Source organism: Chitinophaga sp. 10T418 (assembly GCF_056394125.1).
Genome location: NZ_JBFTHG010000010.1, coordinates 66,966 through 84,442 on the forward strand (window position 1 = coordinate 66,966; position 17,477 = coordinate 84,442).

General features: G+C 44.9%; 17 protein-coding genes. 6 read left to right on the forward strand and 11 right to left on the reverse strand.

Annotation, left to right across the window (positions count from 1 at the left end):
- Positions 1–11 precede the first annotated feature (11 nt).
- The 8 genes from AC1DCV_RS25705 to AC1DCV_RS25740 form a co-directional block, all read right to left on the reverse strand.
- Positions 12–3,011, reverse strand: a complete 3,000-nt coding sequence (locus AC1DCV_RS25705) for a SusC/RagA family TonB-linked outer membrane protein (RefSeq protein ID WP_477025860.1) — start codon at positions 3,009–3,011, stop codon at positions 12–14.
- 744 nt (positions 3,012–3,755) lie between these two features.
- A complete protein-coding gene (locus AC1DCV_RS25710) occupies positions 3,756–4,718 on the reverse strand; it encodes a polyprenyl synthetase family protein (RefSeq protein WP_477025861.1) in 963 nt (320 codons plus the stop codon).
- 129 nt (positions 4,719–4,847) lie between these two features.
- Complete coding sequence (locus AC1DCV_RS25715; protein WP_477025862.1) at positions 4,848–5,279, reverse strand: HvfX family Cu-binding RiPP maturation protein; 432 nt, start codon at positions 5,277–5,279, stop codon at positions 4,848–4,850.
- 3 nt (positions 5,280–5,282) lie between these two features.
- Positions 5,283–6,032 carry an HvfC/BufC N-terminal domain-containing protein gene (locus AC1DCV_RS25720; protein WP_477025863.1) on the reverse strand — a complete coding sequence of 250 codons (750 nt, stop codon included), beginning with the start codon at positions 6,030–6,032 and terminating at the stop codon, positions 5,283–5,285.
- Positions 6,016–6,843, reverse strand: a complete 828-nt coding sequence (locus AC1DCV_RS25725) for an HvfB family MNIO-type RiPP peptide maturase (RefSeq protein ID WP_441574568.1) — start codon at positions 6,841–6,843, stop codon at positions 6,016–6,018. The genes AC1DCV_RS25720 and AC1DCV_RS25725 overlap by 17 nt, the downstream gene beginning before the upstream one ends.
- An 85-nt stretch (positions 6,844–6,928) precedes the next feature.
- A complete protein-coding gene (locus AC1DCV_RS25730; protein WP_477025864.1) occupies positions 6,929–7,255 on the reverse strand; it encodes a hypothetical protein in 327 nt (108 codons plus the stop codon).
- 88 nt (positions 7,256–7,343) lie between these two features.
- Positions 7,344–7,565, reverse strand: a complete 222-nt coding sequence (locus tag AC1DCV_RS25735) for a hypothetical protein (protein WP_477025865.1) — start codon at positions 7,563–7,565, stop codon at positions 7,344–7,346.
- A gap of 50 nt (positions 7,566–7,615) precedes the next feature.
- Entirely contained in the window at positions 7,616–8,230 is a 615-nt protein-coding gene (locus AC1DCV_RS25740; RefSeq protein ID WP_477025866.1) for a sigma-70 family RNA polymerase sigma factor, read from the reverse strand.
- Positions 8,231–8,427: 197 nt separating this feature from the next.
- Between AC1DCV_RS25740 and AC1DCV_RS25745 the strand changes: the two genes are divergently transcribed.
- Positions 8,428–9,147 carry a hypothetical protein gene (locus AC1DCV_RS25745; protein ID WP_477025867.1) on the forward strand — a complete coding sequence of 240 codons (720 nt, stop codon included), beginning with the start codon at positions 8,428–8,430 and terminating at the stop codon, positions 9,145–9,147.
- Positions 9,148–9,153: 6 nt separating this feature from the next.
- Here AC1DCV_RS25745 and AC1DCV_RS25750 read toward each other — a convergent pair whose 3' ends face one another.
- Both AC1DCV_RS25750 and AC1DCV_RS25755 read right to left on the reverse strand, forming a co-directional pair.
- Positions 9,154–10,017 carry a hypothetical protein gene (locus AC1DCV_RS25750; protein WP_477025868.1) on the reverse strand — a complete coding sequence of 288 codons (864 nt, stop codon included), beginning with the start codon at positions 10,015–10,017 and terminating at the stop codon, positions 9,154–9,156.
- 141 nt (positions 10,018–10,158) lie between these two features.
- Entirely contained in the window at positions 10,159–11,142 is a 984-nt protein-coding gene (locus AC1DCV_RS25755; RefSeq protein ID WP_477025869.1) for a LuxE/PaaK family acyltransferase, read from the reverse strand.
- A 149-nt stretch (positions 11,143–11,291) separates the two neighbouring features.
- Here AC1DCV_RS25755 and AC1DCV_RS25760 point away from each other — a divergent pair, with 149 nt between their 5' ends.
- The 4 genes from AC1DCV_RS25760 to AC1DCV_RS25775 all read left to right on the forward strand — a co-directional run bounded on the left by AC1DCV_RS25760 (position 11,292) and on the right by AC1DCV_RS25775 (position 15,471).
- Positions 11,292–11,729: a hypothetical protein gene (locus AC1DCV_RS25760; RefSeq protein ID WP_477025870.1), complete on the forward strand. Its 438-nt coding sequence runs from the start codon at positions 11,292–11,294 to the stop codon at positions 11,727–11,729.
- 84 nt (positions 11,730–11,813) lie between these two features.
- On the forward strand, positions 11,814–13,352 hold the full coding sequence (locus AC1DCV_RS25765) for an acyl-CoA carboxylase subunit beta (RefSeq protein ID WP_477025871.1): 1,539 nt from the start codon (positions 11,814–11,816) through the stop codon (positions 13,350–13,352).
- A gap of 128 nt (positions 13,353–13,480) precedes the next feature.
- Positions 13,481–14,323, forward strand: coding sequence for a UbiA family prenyltransferase (locus tag AC1DCV_RS25770; RefSeq protein ID WP_477025872.1), 843 nt, complete (start codon positions 13,481–13,483; stop codon positions 14,321–14,323).
- Between the two features lie 47 nt (positions 14,324–14,370).
- Complete coding sequence (locus AC1DCV_RS25775; RefSeq protein ID WP_477025873.1) at positions 14,371–15,471, forward strand: M42 family metallopeptidase; 1,101 nt, start codon at positions 14,371–14,373, stop codon at positions 15,469–15,471.
- A 71-nt stretch (positions 15,472–15,542) separates the two neighbouring features.
- Here the strand turns inward: AC1DCV_RS25775 and AC1DCV_RS25780 are convergent, their stop codons facing one another.
- The gene (locus tag AC1DCV_RS25780) at positions 15,543–16,316 is read right to left on the reverse strand and encodes a hypothetical protein (RefSeq protein ID WP_477025874.1); all 774 of its coding nucleotides are present in this window, start codon (positions 16,314–16,316) and stop codon (positions 15,543–15,545) included.
- A 152-nt stretch (positions 16,317–16,468) separates the two neighbouring features.
- On the opposite strand from AC1DCV_RS25780, the gene AC1DCV_RS25785 reads away from it, so the two are divergent.
- Positions 16,469–17,212, forward strand: a complete 744-nt coding sequence (locus AC1DCV_RS25785) for a hypothetical protein (RefSeq protein WP_477025875.1) — start codon at positions 16,469–16,471, stop codon at positions 17,210–17,212.
- The last annotated feature ends 265 nt before the right edge of the window (positions 17,213–17,477 follow it).

Consider the following 17,477-nt stretch of genomic DNA (forward strand, 5'->3'; position numbering starts at 1 on the left):
GTTTTTTAACATCAGAATTGAAAATTAAAGCCCAGTGTAAATGTGCGTGGAGCAGCCCAGTTGTAGTAGCCTTCGTCATAGCCGAAATAGCTGACTGCTTCCGGATCACCACCTTTGTACTTCGTCCAGGTAAGCAGATTGTTACCGGTACCATACACACGCAAATGATCTACACCCGCTTTTTTCATCCAGGCAGTATGCAGGTTGTAGGCCACGGTTAACGCGCGCAGCTTTACATAAGAGCCATCTTCCAGGAATAAGGTCTGGTTAGGCTGATACGCATACACGGCACTCCAGGGATTGTATTGCGGAATTTTACTGTAATCCCCTTCTACTTTAGACCACCAGGTGATTTCTTTGATTGCTTTCGGATCATCAATACCTTCGCGGTTGGCAAAATCAAAACGATCGGCTAATACCTGGTTGATCACTTTACCGCCAAATGCATAATTCAGTAATACATTTACTTCCCATTCGCCATAGTGAAAAGTATTACTAAAGCCTCCCTGAGCCGCCGGCGCCATCCTTCCTTTCATCACCCTGTCTTTATCGTTGATATCAAAATTGCCATCCAGGTCTTTCCATCTGGGATCTCCTTTACGCAGTGTTACGCCCAGGTACGACTGTTTCTTCCCGGTAGCAGGATTGGTAGGTACTTCTGCATCTGAATTATAAATGCCTTCATTGATCAGCAACCAGTAGCGATCAACTGGTTTGCCTACTAAAAAGCGGCGGTTACTGATCACCAGGTCGGTCAGGCCACCTGGTAAGGCGACCAATTTATTCTGGTTAGTATACATGTTGATACCTGTGGTCCATTGGAACTTCTTACCCCGCACTACATCTGCTTCGATAGACAACTCGTAGCCGTAGTTGCGGATATCCATGCCATTCTTAACGATCCCCGTATATCCTTCTTCCTCCAGTGTAGGAATTTTCAGCACCAGGTTCTTGTCTGTTTTGGAATATACATCCAGCGAAGCCCGTAGGCGATCATGAAATAAACCAATGTCGATGCCGCCATTCAGTTGCTCTACTACCGGCCAGGAAGTACCCGGTACCACATAGCCCGTACCATACGCTGCATTGATAGCCGGGAAGGCGTTATAGGTAGACATATTAGGTACGCCTGTCCATCCCGCATCCACATTATACACCGGTCCTGCCTTATACAGTTCATCCATCATCAAACGGCCTACACGGCCCCAGCTGGCCCTTACATTCAGGTTACTAAGCCAGGAAGATCCTTTGGCAAAATCTTCATTGGTTACTCTCCACGAAGCAGATAAGGTAGGCGATACCAGCCAGCGGTTGTTGGCATCCAGGTAGGAAGTACCATCTCTTCTCACATACAGAGACACAAAATATTTGCTGTCATAATTATACCCTACGTTGGTATAGAAAGATGCCAGACGCGACTGCGTAAAGTCTTTCGTATTAAACATCAGCCGGAAATTGCCGAAACGACCAGGCTTGTTGTTATCATCTCCCGGTTGATATATTTTCACATAATCACTGGACCCTTTGTAGGCACGGCCATAATCATAACGCCATTTATCCCATTGGCCATATTGCCCCAGCGTTACGTCCAGGTGATGTTTACCGGAAAAAGTATTTTCGTAATGCAGGGAATTATCCAATACCAGGCGCTTATTCAATCCATCAAAATTGGATACATAGCTATTCCCTTCACCTAATGCGGTTGGTACAAAGAAGTCACGGAAGTTTTGTCCGTAGTCGATCGCGAAACGCGTGTTCCAGGTGAAGTGCGACAAAAAGCTGTACTTCACATTGGCGATAATACGGGCAGAATTATTCTTATTCCGGTTGATCGTATTTTCCAGGTCGGTATAATATTGCTGGAGATAAGCTTTGTTGGGAGAAAGAGGTGCATCATAGTTAAACAGGTAATCTTCGTCACCTGCTCTGTCACGGATAAATTCATTCCGTTTACGGTTCAGGTTAGCGATGGCCACATAGGTGGTAAATACCAGGTTCTTTACCGGCTGGATATTGATACCAAAATTTACATCATAGCGTTTGATCCCGGTTTTATCATATACGCCCTGTTGGGAAGATTGTCCTATGCTGAAACGGAAATTAGCATACGGCGTACCGCCGCTAACGGCCGCCTGTATGCCATCAGTAAATCCATTTCTTAAGAAAAGATCATCCCAGTTGGCAGGTCCGAAATAGCGCCCCTGCGAAGAATCGGCCAGGTAACGTGGAAAGTTCCGCCACTGTGTTTCGTCTGCATACTTTCGATAAAACGGCAGGCGGAAATCACTTTCATACTTTCCATTCACTGCATCTACCGAAGGGCGTAAGGATAAACCGGCATAAGCATTCACAGATACTTTCATCGGTCCTACACGCGGCGCTTTGGTAACAATATTAATGACGCCGTTGGCTGCATTGGGGCCGTATTTGGCACTGGCGCCAAAATCCTTCAATACTTCAATGCTTTCAATATCGTTGATATCCAGGAAAGACAACAGGTTGGTTTCTGTGCCCACCCGGTTAAAGTCGAAACGCTGTATATCATAAGCAAAAGCGTGATCCATGATCAGTGGTACACCATCTACCACATAAGTGGGTTGTGCATAAAAGATATCACGGTTACTCAGCAACAGAGAGGAGGTGCCGCGTATAAATACGCTGTTGCGTTTTCCGGATTCAGCAGATGGCGTTCGTATATCCACTCCCGTTACTCTGCCAATCAGCATCTGATCTATACTGGTATAAGGCATTTTTTTTACTTCCATAATATTTACGGAAGAAACAGCGCCGTTCCTGCTGGTTTTCAAAAAGAGTTCATTATTGGGAAGATATCCCGTGGTGTCTCTCCTTGTAGACACTACTTTTGAAAAAGCCAGTGAATCTGCATTTAAGCCGAGTGTATCCTTGGCTCTTTTAAACAGCATACTCTGCGCCTGTGTATTGGTGGATACCAGGCACACCGCTGCAAAAAAATAAATACCCCGGTGCAGGAAAAAGTAAATGTATTTCATACATGCAATATTTAGGAATGAGAATCCCATGGCGTAAAGAAGCTTTACACCGGCAATCATTTTTTTTTGACACTTACAGGCATAGCAAGGCCAGTTCCCTTTCAGGAAATATCATTTATCGTTAAGTCTGGGAGAACGCCATGGTGGCAGATGGACAATAGGTTAACCCGCTATATGCTGTTACAGCATAAGCATAACTTTACCATATCTGACAACTGCTAAAACATAACGTACCGGAGGCTTTTAGGGGCAGCGCGCTTCCCTAACAGGTTGCAATGAACGATGAGTCATGGAAAAAGATTAATGAACGTGAAATTTTTAAATCGATCTGTACTCCTTTGGTTTTCAATAATTGCTAATACCAATACACAGCGGGGAAACTACATTAAACACTGGGTCACACCGTCTATCAGTACTATCAATGCTCTTTAAATTCTGGTTGTTTATTTAACGCTACAAGCCAAATGTAATTAGCTAAAAGGATTTTTCATAGTTTTTTGCTAATTATTTTTAAAATTTAATTCAGGAAGCTTTTCCTTTGCTGATTATACGGCTTTAATTTCCATCATTCTTTTTCGAATTCTTCATTCACTACAATAGTTTATTCTACATGCAGGTTTTAATCTATTACCAGTATCTGCCAGTTGCCGGTTGATATCATTTCGCTTTTTTAGCGCGGCAAAACTGACCACGCTCTAACCATTCATTCAAACATAATAAATACCAAAGCAAAAACGGGGCAAATTAATAGGCTCTGTCAGTGGTATACCGAACTAATTCTTCCAGGGCGGCACGGATAGGAGAAGGAGGAAAAGTATATAAAATGCGGAAAGCTTCATCACGGTAAGCCATCATTTTTTCGGTAGCATATTGTAACCCTCCGGAATGATTGACCGCCTCCACCACAAAATTTACCTTGTCTTTATCGGTATGCTGGTGCTTTACAATATGGAGTATCTTTTTCTTTAACACGGGGTCGGCGTGCTGAACGGTATATATCAGGGGCAGCGTTACTTTCTTCTCTTTAATATCATTACCGGTGGGTTTGCCCACATCTTCTTTACCATAATCAAAGAGGTCGTCCTTTAATTGAAAGGCCATGCCTACTTTTTGTCCGAAGTCATGCAGTAACTGCACGGTCGCCGGGTTGTCCGATGTGGAAGATGCGCCCGCAGCACAGGCGGCAGCCAGGAAAGAGGCGGTTTTAGCGTTGATCAGGTCATAATAGTCAGATTCTTCAAAGCTTAGCTTATTCGCTTTGGTCATCTGCAATAATTCCCCTTCAATCATTTGCTGTATGGCCGCAGAGTAAATTTTCAGCAGGCCGGGGTCATTATTATCGAGTGCCAGGAGTACACCTTTGGTAAACAACTGGTCCCCCACCATTACGGATACACGATTTTTCCAGAGTGCGTTGACTGAAAAGGCGCTACGACGCTTCATAGCATCATCTACCATATCGTCATGCACCAGGGAAGCAGTATGCAGCATCTCTACCAGCAGAGCAGCCCGATAGCTGCCATCATTAATATCACCGCATAAACGGGCACAGAGCAACACGAACATGGGCCGCATCTGCTTCCCCTTATGGGCAGCAATGTCGGTCATGATCCTGTTCAGCAACAGTACATCGCTTTGCATGGCATTATTGAATATTTCCTCAAACCGCTGTAATTCGCTTCCTATCGTTTCCCTGGCTAACTGCATTGTAATTGATCAACTATGAACGGGGCCGAAATTACTACATCTGCACGAAAATCCCTTAGCGGCTATCTTATATCTGCATCAAAAGTGCTGTAAACAATGTATTTATTCTTTTTTTGGATGGCCGGCCACTCACTTTATTTTCCTTTCCAGGAAAAAATCAATGCCTATCCTCCCCCCACCAAATACAAAAAGGGTAAACAACATGACGATATAATAAAGAGGAATTTCAAAGCCATTATCACCGGCGGCAAAGCCGTTACTCCAGTGTACCGTAGCAATGGCTACTATCATGCTAAAAATAAGTGGTAAGGTAATATAACGAACAAAACATCCAAGGGTTAAGAGTATAACACCAGCAACTTCTGTTATACCTACCAGGTAGGCACTGACATAAGGCAGGGGGATATGCAGCGTGCCAAACCAGTCGCCGATACCATGTATATCGCTCCATTTCATTTTCGCAGGCAGGTAAAAGCCGTAAGCCAGTACCAGCCGCATCAACAATAGCGGTATATCTTTTAATGCCGATAAACGGCGGGCCAAAACAGCGTAGGTGCGCATATGTTATATTTGAAATCCCAGCACAAAATGTTGTTGCTGCATATGTTTCAAAAAATTCAACGTATCATATTCCAGTGTATCCGTATCCGTTATATTCAGCTGCGGCGCATAATCCAGTATATCCCTCACCGTTATCCCCATCACCAGCTGCTCTGTTAAAAAAGCCAGCCAGGGCGATACATCCGTGAATTCCACATTCCCGGTTTCCGGATGCCGGTACAGCAACACAAAGTAAATACCTTTATTAGCCAGTAGTTCTTTCGGCTTCGCCATCAGGTGTACCGGGTATTGGAACGATAACAGCCGGTGCTCCGGATTCAATACCAGCGGTGTTTCCAACCAATCGCCGGTGAGCGTAAAGGGAGCTGCAGGCACATCTTCCATGTTGTACACTTCCATTTCTGCCCATTCAAATGCCAGCAGATCATTCAGGTAAGGCAGCTGGTATACTTCTTCCCAATTATGTTCTACCGCGTAGGTGTAAAACTCCAGGGGAATTTTCCATACCTGGTAAGACTGACACGCATGATGGGAAAAGAAATCCTTTACCATCCCGTTCCATTTCCGCACAGGAATATTCTTARACGCAATCGGGAAAGCGCTTTCCATGGTATCATTGATCATGTTGAATACCATGCGGCGATAGTGTTTCAGCCGTTCAGGCGCTACGCCGGGCAGCTTCACTTTTTCGCCTGTTCTGCAATAGGTAGAAAAAGTTTGCTGTATATGATAGGTGTCAGGCAACAAGTTCATTTTTCAATTTCCATTGTTTGTGACAAATACTTTTCAGTCTTGATAATTCTCCCTGCAGTTCTGCCATTTCCGGTATATTAAAATCTCTTTCCAGTAATACCGGTACGGGCTGCAGGTGTTGTAAAGTCCATTCAAAAAGATCATACACCGGGTCTATAATAGGTTCTCCATGTGTATCAATAATCAGATCCGGCGCTACCTGTTCATGGCCGGCCATATGAATGTAAGCGACTTTGTCCAGCGGCAGTTGTTGAATAAATGCTTTGGCATCGTACTGATGATTGAAAGCATTCACATAAATATTATTGACGTCCAGCAATAGCTGACAGCCGGACTGCTTTACTACTTCTTTGATAAAATCCACTTCACTCATTTCTGCAGCTACAGGTGTATAATAGGATACTATTTCCATCACCAGTGGACGTTGCAGGTAATCCTGCACTTGTTGTATACGGCTGGCAATATGCTTCACTGCATCCATTCTGAATGGAATGGGCAACAGGTCATACATATGCGCATTATCACATTTGGAATAACTCAGGTGTTCTGAATATAACTGTACTTTATACTCGTTGAGAAAGGCTTTGATGTACTTTAAAAATTCTTTATCCAGTTCTTCCGGGCTGCCGATTGACAGTGAAAGACCATGACATAAGACCGGATATTTTTCCACCACACGGTGTAATACTTTCTTCCAGTAGCCACCTATGTTCATCCAGTTTTCAGGTGCAAACTCAATAAAGTCGGGCCTGATATGTTCACCGCTGATCATTTCTTCGGCAAACTCTCTGCGAAAACCTACACCTACCATGATCGTACTATTTAATTGGTGTTAAGGTAAAAATAGTGAAAGGCCGGCTTACGTACCCTACCGGCCTTTTCAGCTATTCAAATAATTACTGGCCGGATTTGGTAGAGTCGCTTTTTGGCTTACCACCTTTCTTGCCACCTTTTTTATTACCACATTTGCCTTCACCACATTTACCCTGACCACATTTACCATCTTTTGCTTTACCAGCAGAAGCGCTGTCTTTCTTTGCACCACAAGCCAGTTCAATAGTATTGGCAGCATTGCCGGAAGTGCCGGTTAAAGCATTTCTTACAGCAGCACCGGAACCCAGGTTAGTATAGCTAACTGGTTTTGCAGATACCTGCAGGGCAGCCAGACCTAAGATAGCGCTGGCAACGAGAGAACCTGAAAATAATACTTTGTTGTTTTTCATGTTTTGAAGATTTAAAAACTGAGTGAAAAAATTTATGTGTTTGACAGTATAGACGTGGTGACTAAAGAATCCTTACAGGTACTTCAAATTATTTTTCCATTTCTTCTACAATCATTTTCTCCCATTTGAGTTTCAACGATTCATCAGGGAGTATATCCGTTTGCGTTATAAATCCATCGATATGCTTATCTATAGCCTGGCTCTGCTTCGCGTAACGCCGGCAATAAATGCAGTATAAAAGATGTATTCTTAAACCTATTCTTTGTAGTAATGTCAATGATTGCTGTTGTAATTGCTTTTCCACCAGCATAGTAGCTTCTTTACAACAAGGCGGCCATGTATGTTTATGTTGTCCCATTGTCAATTACTGAACCAGTTTTTTTCAAGGCAAGCTCTCAGTTGCAATTTTGCCCGGTGAATAATTACCCAGTAATTAGACGCAGTAATAGATAAATCCTTACAAATGTCTGCCGATTCTTTTTCTTCGAGGTACTTCAGATGAAACACTTTTCTGCCGATATCGTTCAATTTACCCATGCAGGCGCGTAGTATACTGTAAAAATCTGTCTGCTCCTGTTTGCTGCTTATTTCTGATATCCAGGCTTTAGGGGCCATTTCTTTGCGCCAGTGTCCTTTTTCATTAAAAAAGAAATGGTGGGGATCACTATCACCGGTTTTCTCTTCATCTATACTTATCGTAATTGCAGCCTTATTGGATTTCCGGAAGTGATCTGCTATTTTATTTTTAAGGATGGCCATCAGCCAGGTTTTCTCGCTGCTCTCGCCCCGGAATTGCTCCTTCGCCTGCAGCGCACTGAGGAAAGTTTCCTGAACCAGGTCTTGTGCCAGCCCGTTGTCCGATACTTTAATTACCGCAAATCTATATAATTCATCTGCGTATGACTTCACCCATGCGGTAGGATTACAGGCTATCATAGATTGTTGTACAGTTGAGTCAGCAGCTTCTTCCCTCATAAACTTGTTTTGCATATATTGCTGTAGAAGCTTACGGAAAATTAGCTTTTTTAGATTTCTCCCCACCCCAAAAAAATGTTAAAGGCGGATGACCGGCAGTTAATGATTGGTAAATGGCAGCAGAGGGGGTAGCCACTATTCAGCATTTTGTACTATTTTTGGCCCGTACCCAATGAAATATGAATTAAACTCGGCCCATGAAAAATGAAATGTCGCCTGTAACGTCCGTTTACTTTATTACACTATTAAAGGCATATTTACGTGGTACTAAAACAAGGCAGGAGGTCATAGAAGAGCTAAGAGGCGTTACGCCAATGCACGACAAGGCAGAAGATTCCCACACCGAAGTGAGCAGCCTGCTGTTTAAGACGGCCAGTGAAATGAATGAAAATTATTACCAGGACATCGTAACCGCCATTTCCAATGCTACGGATACCACCCCCAGCCGGGAAGGAGTAATACATCAGCTGGAAGCGATGCTGACTGGCTTTATTACGCCCAAACAGCTATTCGAATGGGCTACCTGGCATAACGAACCCGACGCGGAAGATGGTGCCGGCTTTTTCAGTGATATAGCGGTAGATTATTTCTGTACACAACTACTCCCTGCTTCTTTTGATGAACTGGCTATTGCACAATACAAACAGGCCCTGAAAATATTCCAATCCGGCACACATAACAGCCTGAAAGATAAAGTAGCGCTGGTACTGTTGTCTGAAAAAGAAAGACAACGCTTCTTATTTTACCTGGGCGACTATATACAGGGGCATACTTCGCCGGAACAACTGGACGTATACCTGCTGCACAAATTTGGAATGGATCATCACTCCTTTCCCTATATGTCTTCACTCTCTGCCATTATGCATGAACCCGGTAAGCTGCCGGCCCTGCTGCACATGGCGGCAATGGATGCCTGATCACGATCACTTTATCACATCCATTACGCGAACTGCCCGGTTTTCCCCACTTACAATATCGGTAGTATAGGTGATCACCTTATCTCCGTTGCTGTATTCCAGTATCATTTCCAGCGGCATCGCTACCGGCGGATAACTACCCGCTATCAACATTGATTCAATCTGATCTTTATAATAGTCCGGAATAAATGCATAACCGGGAAACAGCGTATGTGGCTGTAAGGGTACCCATACCCGTGCTCCTACCAGCGCATGACTGGTCACTTTTACCTGACTGGAATCTGTTTGCACATTATTAGCCTGGTATTCTTCACAGGCCACTCCCGCAATTACTTTCTTAGCGCCCGTTTTCACCAGCTGATTTAAATAGCCGGTTTCTCCCGGATAAATAGGTTCCATAGTCGTCAGGTCCAGCTTCTCTTTGGTGCCGCTACCTGTTTTGTGAATAGCCGTGATGCTGAGTTGTGATCCTTTTGCAAAATCTGCGTAAAACTGGTAACGCGCCCCTGTACTTCTGCTCAACAAATGTATCGCCATCCGGGGCGCGGCGCTGCTGTAATAAATAACAATCTGCTCTCCCCCGTTGATAACGGGTTGATTGCCTTGCCAGGCCTCCATTTCCTGGTATACTGCAATGTCAAATTCAAATACGGAATCTATCGCTACCTGTTCATCTCCTCCAATGATCAGAGACGGATTATCATTGGCAGGTTTCGTGCTGCTCAACTCATAAGGTCCTTCTTCCTGGGAAGAATCAGCCCTGGCGGTAGTAAGACTCCGGACTTTGTCCTTCATCTTTTTCAGGAACTGCGCTTGTATAACGGTGCTGCATAGGATCAGCCACCCGAGCAGGAATACCCGCTTATTCATAGGGATAGTTTTACCCACTCAATATACAGCAAATTATTTTAATATATCTGGTAAGCAGAAGGCAAAAAGCAAAAAGCTATTGTAGCGGATGGTCACGTTAAAGACCCACTACAATAGCTTTTTGCTTTTTGCCTTCTGCCTTTAGCTTACCATCAGGCTACAGCCTCTCAGTGCAGAGTTATCCAGCCGCCCTAACACCTCAAAACGGCCATCGGTATGCATTCTGCCGATGTCTTCAGTTGCGATGAAAGCACAGGAGTATATATTGGCCAGATCAATGACATTCATCACACCAGCACCTTTGCCGGCTGTAAGCTGGAAAGGATCATTCTCATCACGTAGCAATACTTTCATCCAGGGTGGGGTTTCAAACATGCCGTCCCCTTTGGAATAAGCCTGGGATAACAACTCCGTCATGCCATATTCTGCATGAATAACAGCAGCCCCCAGTCTTTCCTTCAGGAAATGATGTACTTCCTGCCGGGTCCATTCTTCCCGGCGCCCTTTCATGCCACCGGTTTCCATCACAATAGTGTGTTTCAGCTGCAGGGTATACTGCTCGGCAAAGTCGAGTAACCCGAAAGTAACGCCTATCAGTAACACCTTCTGCCCACGGGCTTCCAACGCCTGTAAATGATGAAACAACTTATCATGCTCATAAAGATAAAAGCCACTTTCCTTATGCCCGCTGCGCTCCACCATCTCCTGCACCATCCGCACCAGGGAAGAATGCTGCCGCTCCAGGTAGGAAGGCAATAATCCAAGGACCACATAATCACTCACCGGTCCATAAAACTGCTCAAAGGCGGTCATGAAGCTTTGGGTATAGATCGCTGATTCCTTTACCAGGTGACGGCTGTTCACCGTTTGGGTGGTACCACTGCTCTCAAACACCAATTCCGGCTCAAAAGTGCCGCATACCACCGTATGGGATTTAAAAAATTGTATAGGCAGATAGGGAATTTCCAGGATACTTTTCACCGAAGCAGGTGATATATGCAGGGCATCCGTATAGGCCCGGTACAGGTCATTTTCCCGGTACTGGTACCTAAAAAGCTCCAGGGCTGCGGGTTCCAGCCCACTTTCCTGCAATGAAAAAATATATTCCGGTGATACCGCGGTCATGTAAATCTGGCTTTAAAATCATACAAAGTTAGGGAGAAGAATAAATCTAGCCGCAGTAAGTAACAATTGTCATAAAAAAACGTTTTTAAGAAGATGTATTGTGATGACTGAATATTTGTATATTTCCTAAATTAATGTAGGTTTGTTTTATGAAGAAAATTCTGTTTTTGTTCCTGCTGGCCGGTTTGTTTTACGCCTGTAAAAAGGATAACATAGGTTCCAAGCCTATTCTCACATTTAAAGGATATTCAGTAGACAGCATTACAGCAGATTTGCAGGAGATGAACGTCATCATGGGTATTGAAGATGGAGATGGTGATATTGAAGATACCCTCCAGATCGCCTCTATCTTCGACAGCAGAGGACCTAATCAGGATACCCTGTATTCTATAAAGGGGATGCCTGGCATAGGAGCTAACAAAGGCAGCAGAGTAAAGGGAGATGTTTACATTAACCTGAAGTCCGATGAGTTCAAGCTGGTGCAGATTGATAATGACAGCATTCACTTCCTGGTATTTGTACGCGACAACGCCGGCCATTACAGTGATACCATTGCTACCCCCAAAATGCCATACCATAATAAGTAAATTACCTTACATTTACAACATACCAAGGATTCCTTTTACTAAAGGAATCCTTTTATTTTTAGCTTTACCATTCATTTTTAGCACATGGATAAAATAGAAGAATTACAGGCAAAAATGGCCGAGGCAATGTTGGGTGGTGGGGATGTACGTATTGCTTCCCAGCATAAAAAAGGTAAACTAACCGCCCGTGAAAGGTTGCAGCTCCTGATGGATGAAGGATCTTTCGAAGAACTGGATATGCTGGTCACTAACCGTAACCGCGGTCTTACCGCCGATCAGGAGCAGTTCCTCGGTGATGGTGTCGTAACAGGCTACGGCACTATCAACGGCAGACTGACCTACGTTTTCTCTCAGGACTTCACCGTATATGGTGGTAGCTTATCAGAACCACATGCCCGCAAAATCTGTAAGGTCATGGATCTCGCCATGCAAAACGGCGCTCCCATCATTGGACTGAACGATAGTGGCGGTGCCCGCATACAGGAAGGCGTGGTAAGTCTGGGTGGCTATGCCGATATCTTCTATCGTAATACCAGGGCTTCCGGCGTTATTCCACAGATCTCTGCGATCATGGGACCCTGCGCAGGCGGCGCGGTATATTCTCCTGCTATCACCGATTTTATCCTGATGGTAGAGCAAACATCCTACATGTTTGTAACCGGACCTAACGTAGTAAAAACCGTTACACACGAAGAAGTAACGTCAGAAGAACTGGGTGGTGCGCAAACACATGCCGCCAAAAGCGGTGTTACCCACTTCGCCTGCAGCAACGAAATAGAATGTATTCAATATCTCAAACAGCTGTTGAGCTATGTGCCCCAGAACTGTGAAGAAACCGCGCCCGTATATGCTTACGAGCCTGGCAACGAAATCAGGGAAGCACTGAACACACTGATACCAGCTCACCCCAACCAGCCGTATGACATGAAAGAAGCGATTGCCGAAATCACCGATAAGGACAGCTTCTTCGAAGTACATAAAAATTTTGCAGAAAATATGATCGTGGGCTTTGCCCGCATTGCCGGCAGAAGTATTGGAATAGTTGCCAATCAACCTGCTCACCTCGCAGGTGTACTGGATATCCACGCTTCTGTGAAAGGTGCACGTTTCACCCGCTTCTGTGATGCATTTAATATTCCTTTGCTGGTACTCGTAGATGTACCTGGCTTCCTGCCCGGCACCGACCAGGAATGGAATGGTATCATCACCAACGGCGCAAAACTGCTGTATGCACTCAGCGAAGCCACCGTTCCCAAGCTCACCGTTACTACCCGCAAAGCCTATGGTGGTGCATATTGTGTGATGAACTCCAAACATATCGGCGCTGATATGAACTACGCTTTCCCTCAGGCAGAAATAGCGGTGATGGGCGCAAAAGGCGCTGTGGAAATCATCTTCAAAAAAGAAATTGATGCGGCGCCGGATCCGGAAGCCCGCATGAATGAACTGGTAGCCGACTACCAGGAAAGATTCGCCAATCCTTATCTGGCAGCAGAAAAGGGATATATCGATGAAGTCATTTCTCCGGATCAGACACGTATCAAACTGATCAAAGCTTTCAAGATGCTCGAAAATAAAGTAGTAAATATGCCGAGAAAAAAACACGGCAATATACCTTTGTAGCGGTTGGCTATTAGCTGTTAGCTTTTAGCTTTTAGCAAATGCAGCGAAGAGGATGTTATTTGATCTTCGCTGCATTTGCTAAAAGCTAAAAGCTAACAGCTAAAAGCTAACAGCTAACACGTCTTCTCATGTTCCGAAGCACTTTCAATTTCATACTTTTCACTTCGATCTATATTTCGTTGTGTGCACTGCTGATGATCTGGCAAACCAATCAACTGCTGGGACTTCAATATGATCAAAACACGTTCTATCTCTTTGTTTTCTTTTCTACTATATGCAGCTATAACTTTCACTGGTACCTGACACCTGGCTCCTTTTCTGCTACTTCTAAACGAATCCACTGGAATGACCGGTATCGTACCGGACTGCTCCTCCTTTGTGGTATTGGTATCATCGGTTCCGGATGGTTCTTCTGGCAATTGCGCGAACACTGGCTGGTGCTCTGTGGCAGCGCTATCCTTACCTTTTTATATTCGGCGCCTAAAGTGCCTCATCCTGCCTTTCGCTGGCTCAGCAAAATCGCCATTGGCAAAACACTGTTCCTCACATTTGTATGGACTTACGTAACTACCCTCCTGCCCGCACTGGTAGCCGGAAAATATGCTGCTACGCCGCTGATACTCCTTACCCTGCATCGTTTTTTCCTGATTTATGCGATCTGCATTTTGTTTGATTACCGCGACCTGGAATCAGATAAAAAAGAAGGCATCCGCAGCCTGATTACAATGCTGGATCTCAAAAACCTAAACCGTCTTTACTACTTTTCCTTGCTGATAGCAGCTATCAGCGCAGGATTGATGGGGCCATTCACCACACTCACGGCAGTCATCTCCCTGATGATTCCGGTCATCGTTACCGCGTTGCTGACGCGCAAAGCACAGCACAGCCATTCAGATTACCTGTTTTACTTTGTGCTGGATGGATGTATGGCATTATCTGCCGCCCTGTATTGGTTAGCTGTCAGCCTGTAACTAACTGCTTTTTCCCTACCTTTGTCCGATCAAAATTTCCACAAAACATGTCCAAAAAGCAGAAATCAATATTCAACAAGGAATCATTGACATTCCTGGAAACTTACCTGAACAACCCATCTCCTACTGGTTTTGAGAAAGAAGGACAAAAGCTTTGGCTGAAATATCTGGCACCTTATATTGATGAGCACTTTGTAGATCCATACGGTTCTGCAGTAGGCGTTATCAATCCCAAGGCGGAATTCAAGGTAGTTATTGAGGCCCATGCCGATGAGATTTCCTGGTTTGTAAACTATATTTCGCCGGAAGGCCTGATCTATGTGATCCGCAATGGTGGCTCCGATCAACAAATAGCGCCTTCCATGCGTGTAAATATTCATACCGAAAAAGGTGTCGTTAAAGCTGTATTTGGCTGGCCGGCTATTCATACCCGCATCCGCAGCGGCGATGGTAAAGAACCACAACCTAAAGTTGAAAATATTTTCCTGGATTGTGGCGCCCGTTCCCGTAAAGAAGTAGAAGAGCTGGGCATTCACGTAGGCTGTGTATGCACATTTGCAGATGGCTTCCAGGAACTGAACTACGATTATTATATCTGTCGTGCGATCGATAACCGCATCGGTGGTTTTATGATTGCGGAAGTAGCCAGAATGCTGAAAGAAAAGAAACAGCAGTTACCTTTCGGTTTATACATTGTAAATGCAGTACAGGAAGAAGTAGGATTACGTGGCGCAGAGATGATTGCCAAACGCATTAAGCCCAATGTAGCCATCATCACAGATGTTACCCACGACACCACTACTCCGATGATCAATAAAAACATTGAAGGAGAAATTAAATGCGGTGGTGGTCCCAGCATCACTTACGGTCCGGCAGTACACAACATCCTGCGTGACCTCATCATTAAAACAGCTAAGAAAAACGATATCCCACACCAGCTGCACGCCGTAAGCCGCAGCACCGGTACCGATACCGATGCATTTGCCTACAGCAATGATGGCACCCCTTCTGCACTGATCAGTTTACCATTACGCTATATGCACACCACAGTAGAAATGGTGAAGAAAGATGATATCGAAAATACAATTCACCTGATCTATCAAACCTTACTGAACATTACACCTAAGACTAATTTCCAGTACCTGTAGTACCGGGTGATGACAATAAAAAAAGCAGTGGAGAATCATCTCCACTGCTTTTTTTATTGTCAGATGTAAAATTAGTTCTTAAAGAAATCTGCGGCCCTGGTTACTTTCTCTACCCAGGCGCCAGATGCTGCCTGCAACACATACTCACTCAATCCGACCCTGCTCACACCTGGTGCCCAGTCATAGGTATACCCCATCCTGGTCCATGGATAATGTGCATCTGTGGCGGATGTCAGCGGCCGGTAGTAAGCATAAATAATGTAGTTGTTAAACCACGTAGCATACGTAGGCGGCACACTGCTCTGCAATACCGCAGTAGCGCTTTTCGTATTAATTGCCGGATTACCTGCCGGACGGTATAAACGCTCCGCCTTCACCCACATGGTGGCGATATGGGTATTTGTTTTAGAATTTACCGGAGGCAATCCTAACAGCTGACATACCCGCATAATGGTATCCGAAGTCGCTGTAAGAGATGGACCTACCTTGTTTTTCATCTGTTTAGGTATAAACAGCCAGGATTCGCCCCATACATTGGTAATGGAGTCGCCTTGAGGATAACTGGAAGGGAATCGCATAAAAGTAGCCAACAGTACATACGACTGGCCATTAATGGTTTTCCATTGCAGGTCCGTATTTTCAGCTGTAATAGGCCATAAGGCATCCGACATTTCACTACTGTCTGCTACCATGGCGTCAGATACAGCTTGTGCATATAACTGATCCATTGTTTGAACAGGTGGCGGGRTTACCGGGTCATCATCATTTTTATTACAACTGGTAAATGCAACAGACGCCATAAGCATCATTGCGGGCAGCATACTGCCGGAGAGGAAATGTTTCATAGAAGTGGTTTTCTGAGTGCTGGTTATTTAATTCGAGTCCCGCAATTAAGTGTATTTCAATGAAATATACAAATTTGAAAATGAACCGCTGCCAGCGCCCGCAAACAGGTTCCCCGGATTATGCTATATTTATCTTATCAAAATAATCTCCCATGGCAAAACAAATGTCTGTCATTTCTTTTACGGGAAAACTCGGGAACCTCATAGGGTATAAGCGCAATGGCAACTACTTTCTGCGCTCCATGCCTCAAAGCGTGCAGCAAACGGCTGCTACCCGCCGCGCATCCCGGCGCTTCGGCATCGCCAGCAGGAAAGGCGCTTTTATCCGTAAGGCTTTCTACCCCCACCTGGATCTCCATTGTGACGGTGCCCACATCAATCGTCTCAACAGGATGCTCATTGCTGCCGGCGATAACCATGCGGCCATCACGGGCTTCCGCTTCAATCAGCATACTGGCGTAGATCGTTTCTTTACAGTGGCTCCCCGGCTTCTCCGTAACGGAATATTAAATATTCCCGCACAAACGATCGTACAACATAAAGGTATTACTGCGCTGGAAGTAAAAGTGATCGCTACGCGTATTGATTTTAGATCACGCCAGGTGGCGGGTAGCGAAACGGTGACGCTCATGATAACCCCCGATACCACTTTCCAGGAAACAAATGTTTCGCTGGATGTACCCGGAGAAGGCTCACTGGTGGTAGTTTTCCAGGTAAGAGCCCTGTACAAGGACGGCCCATCCGGCAACAGACAATATATGGCCGCCGATATTATTGCGGTGGCAGCACCACAGGTAGCCAAATATGCTCATAAACGTACTTACCCCAAGCGGACGAAATTACTACCCAAACTTATCTATACACACACATATCCAGCTATCATTCAACTGGAATAAAGCGATCTTGCCCTGGAGATATTTTGATAAATAAACCCTTTATACCTGCTTCCTCTAAATAGTACATCTCTTTCCTCAGCTACAGCCTGGCCCTGAAGCAGCCCTGCTATGGCCACTTCCGACCTCCATCCATTTGCTGACGCAATTTCACCGGGGTTATACACCCGGAACCCACCCCCGCATCAAGTCCACCTCTACTGCGCGGCTACTGTATGTACTAAGCGGGTGCTAAGCATAGCCTGGACGGAGCCTACATAATGAAAAG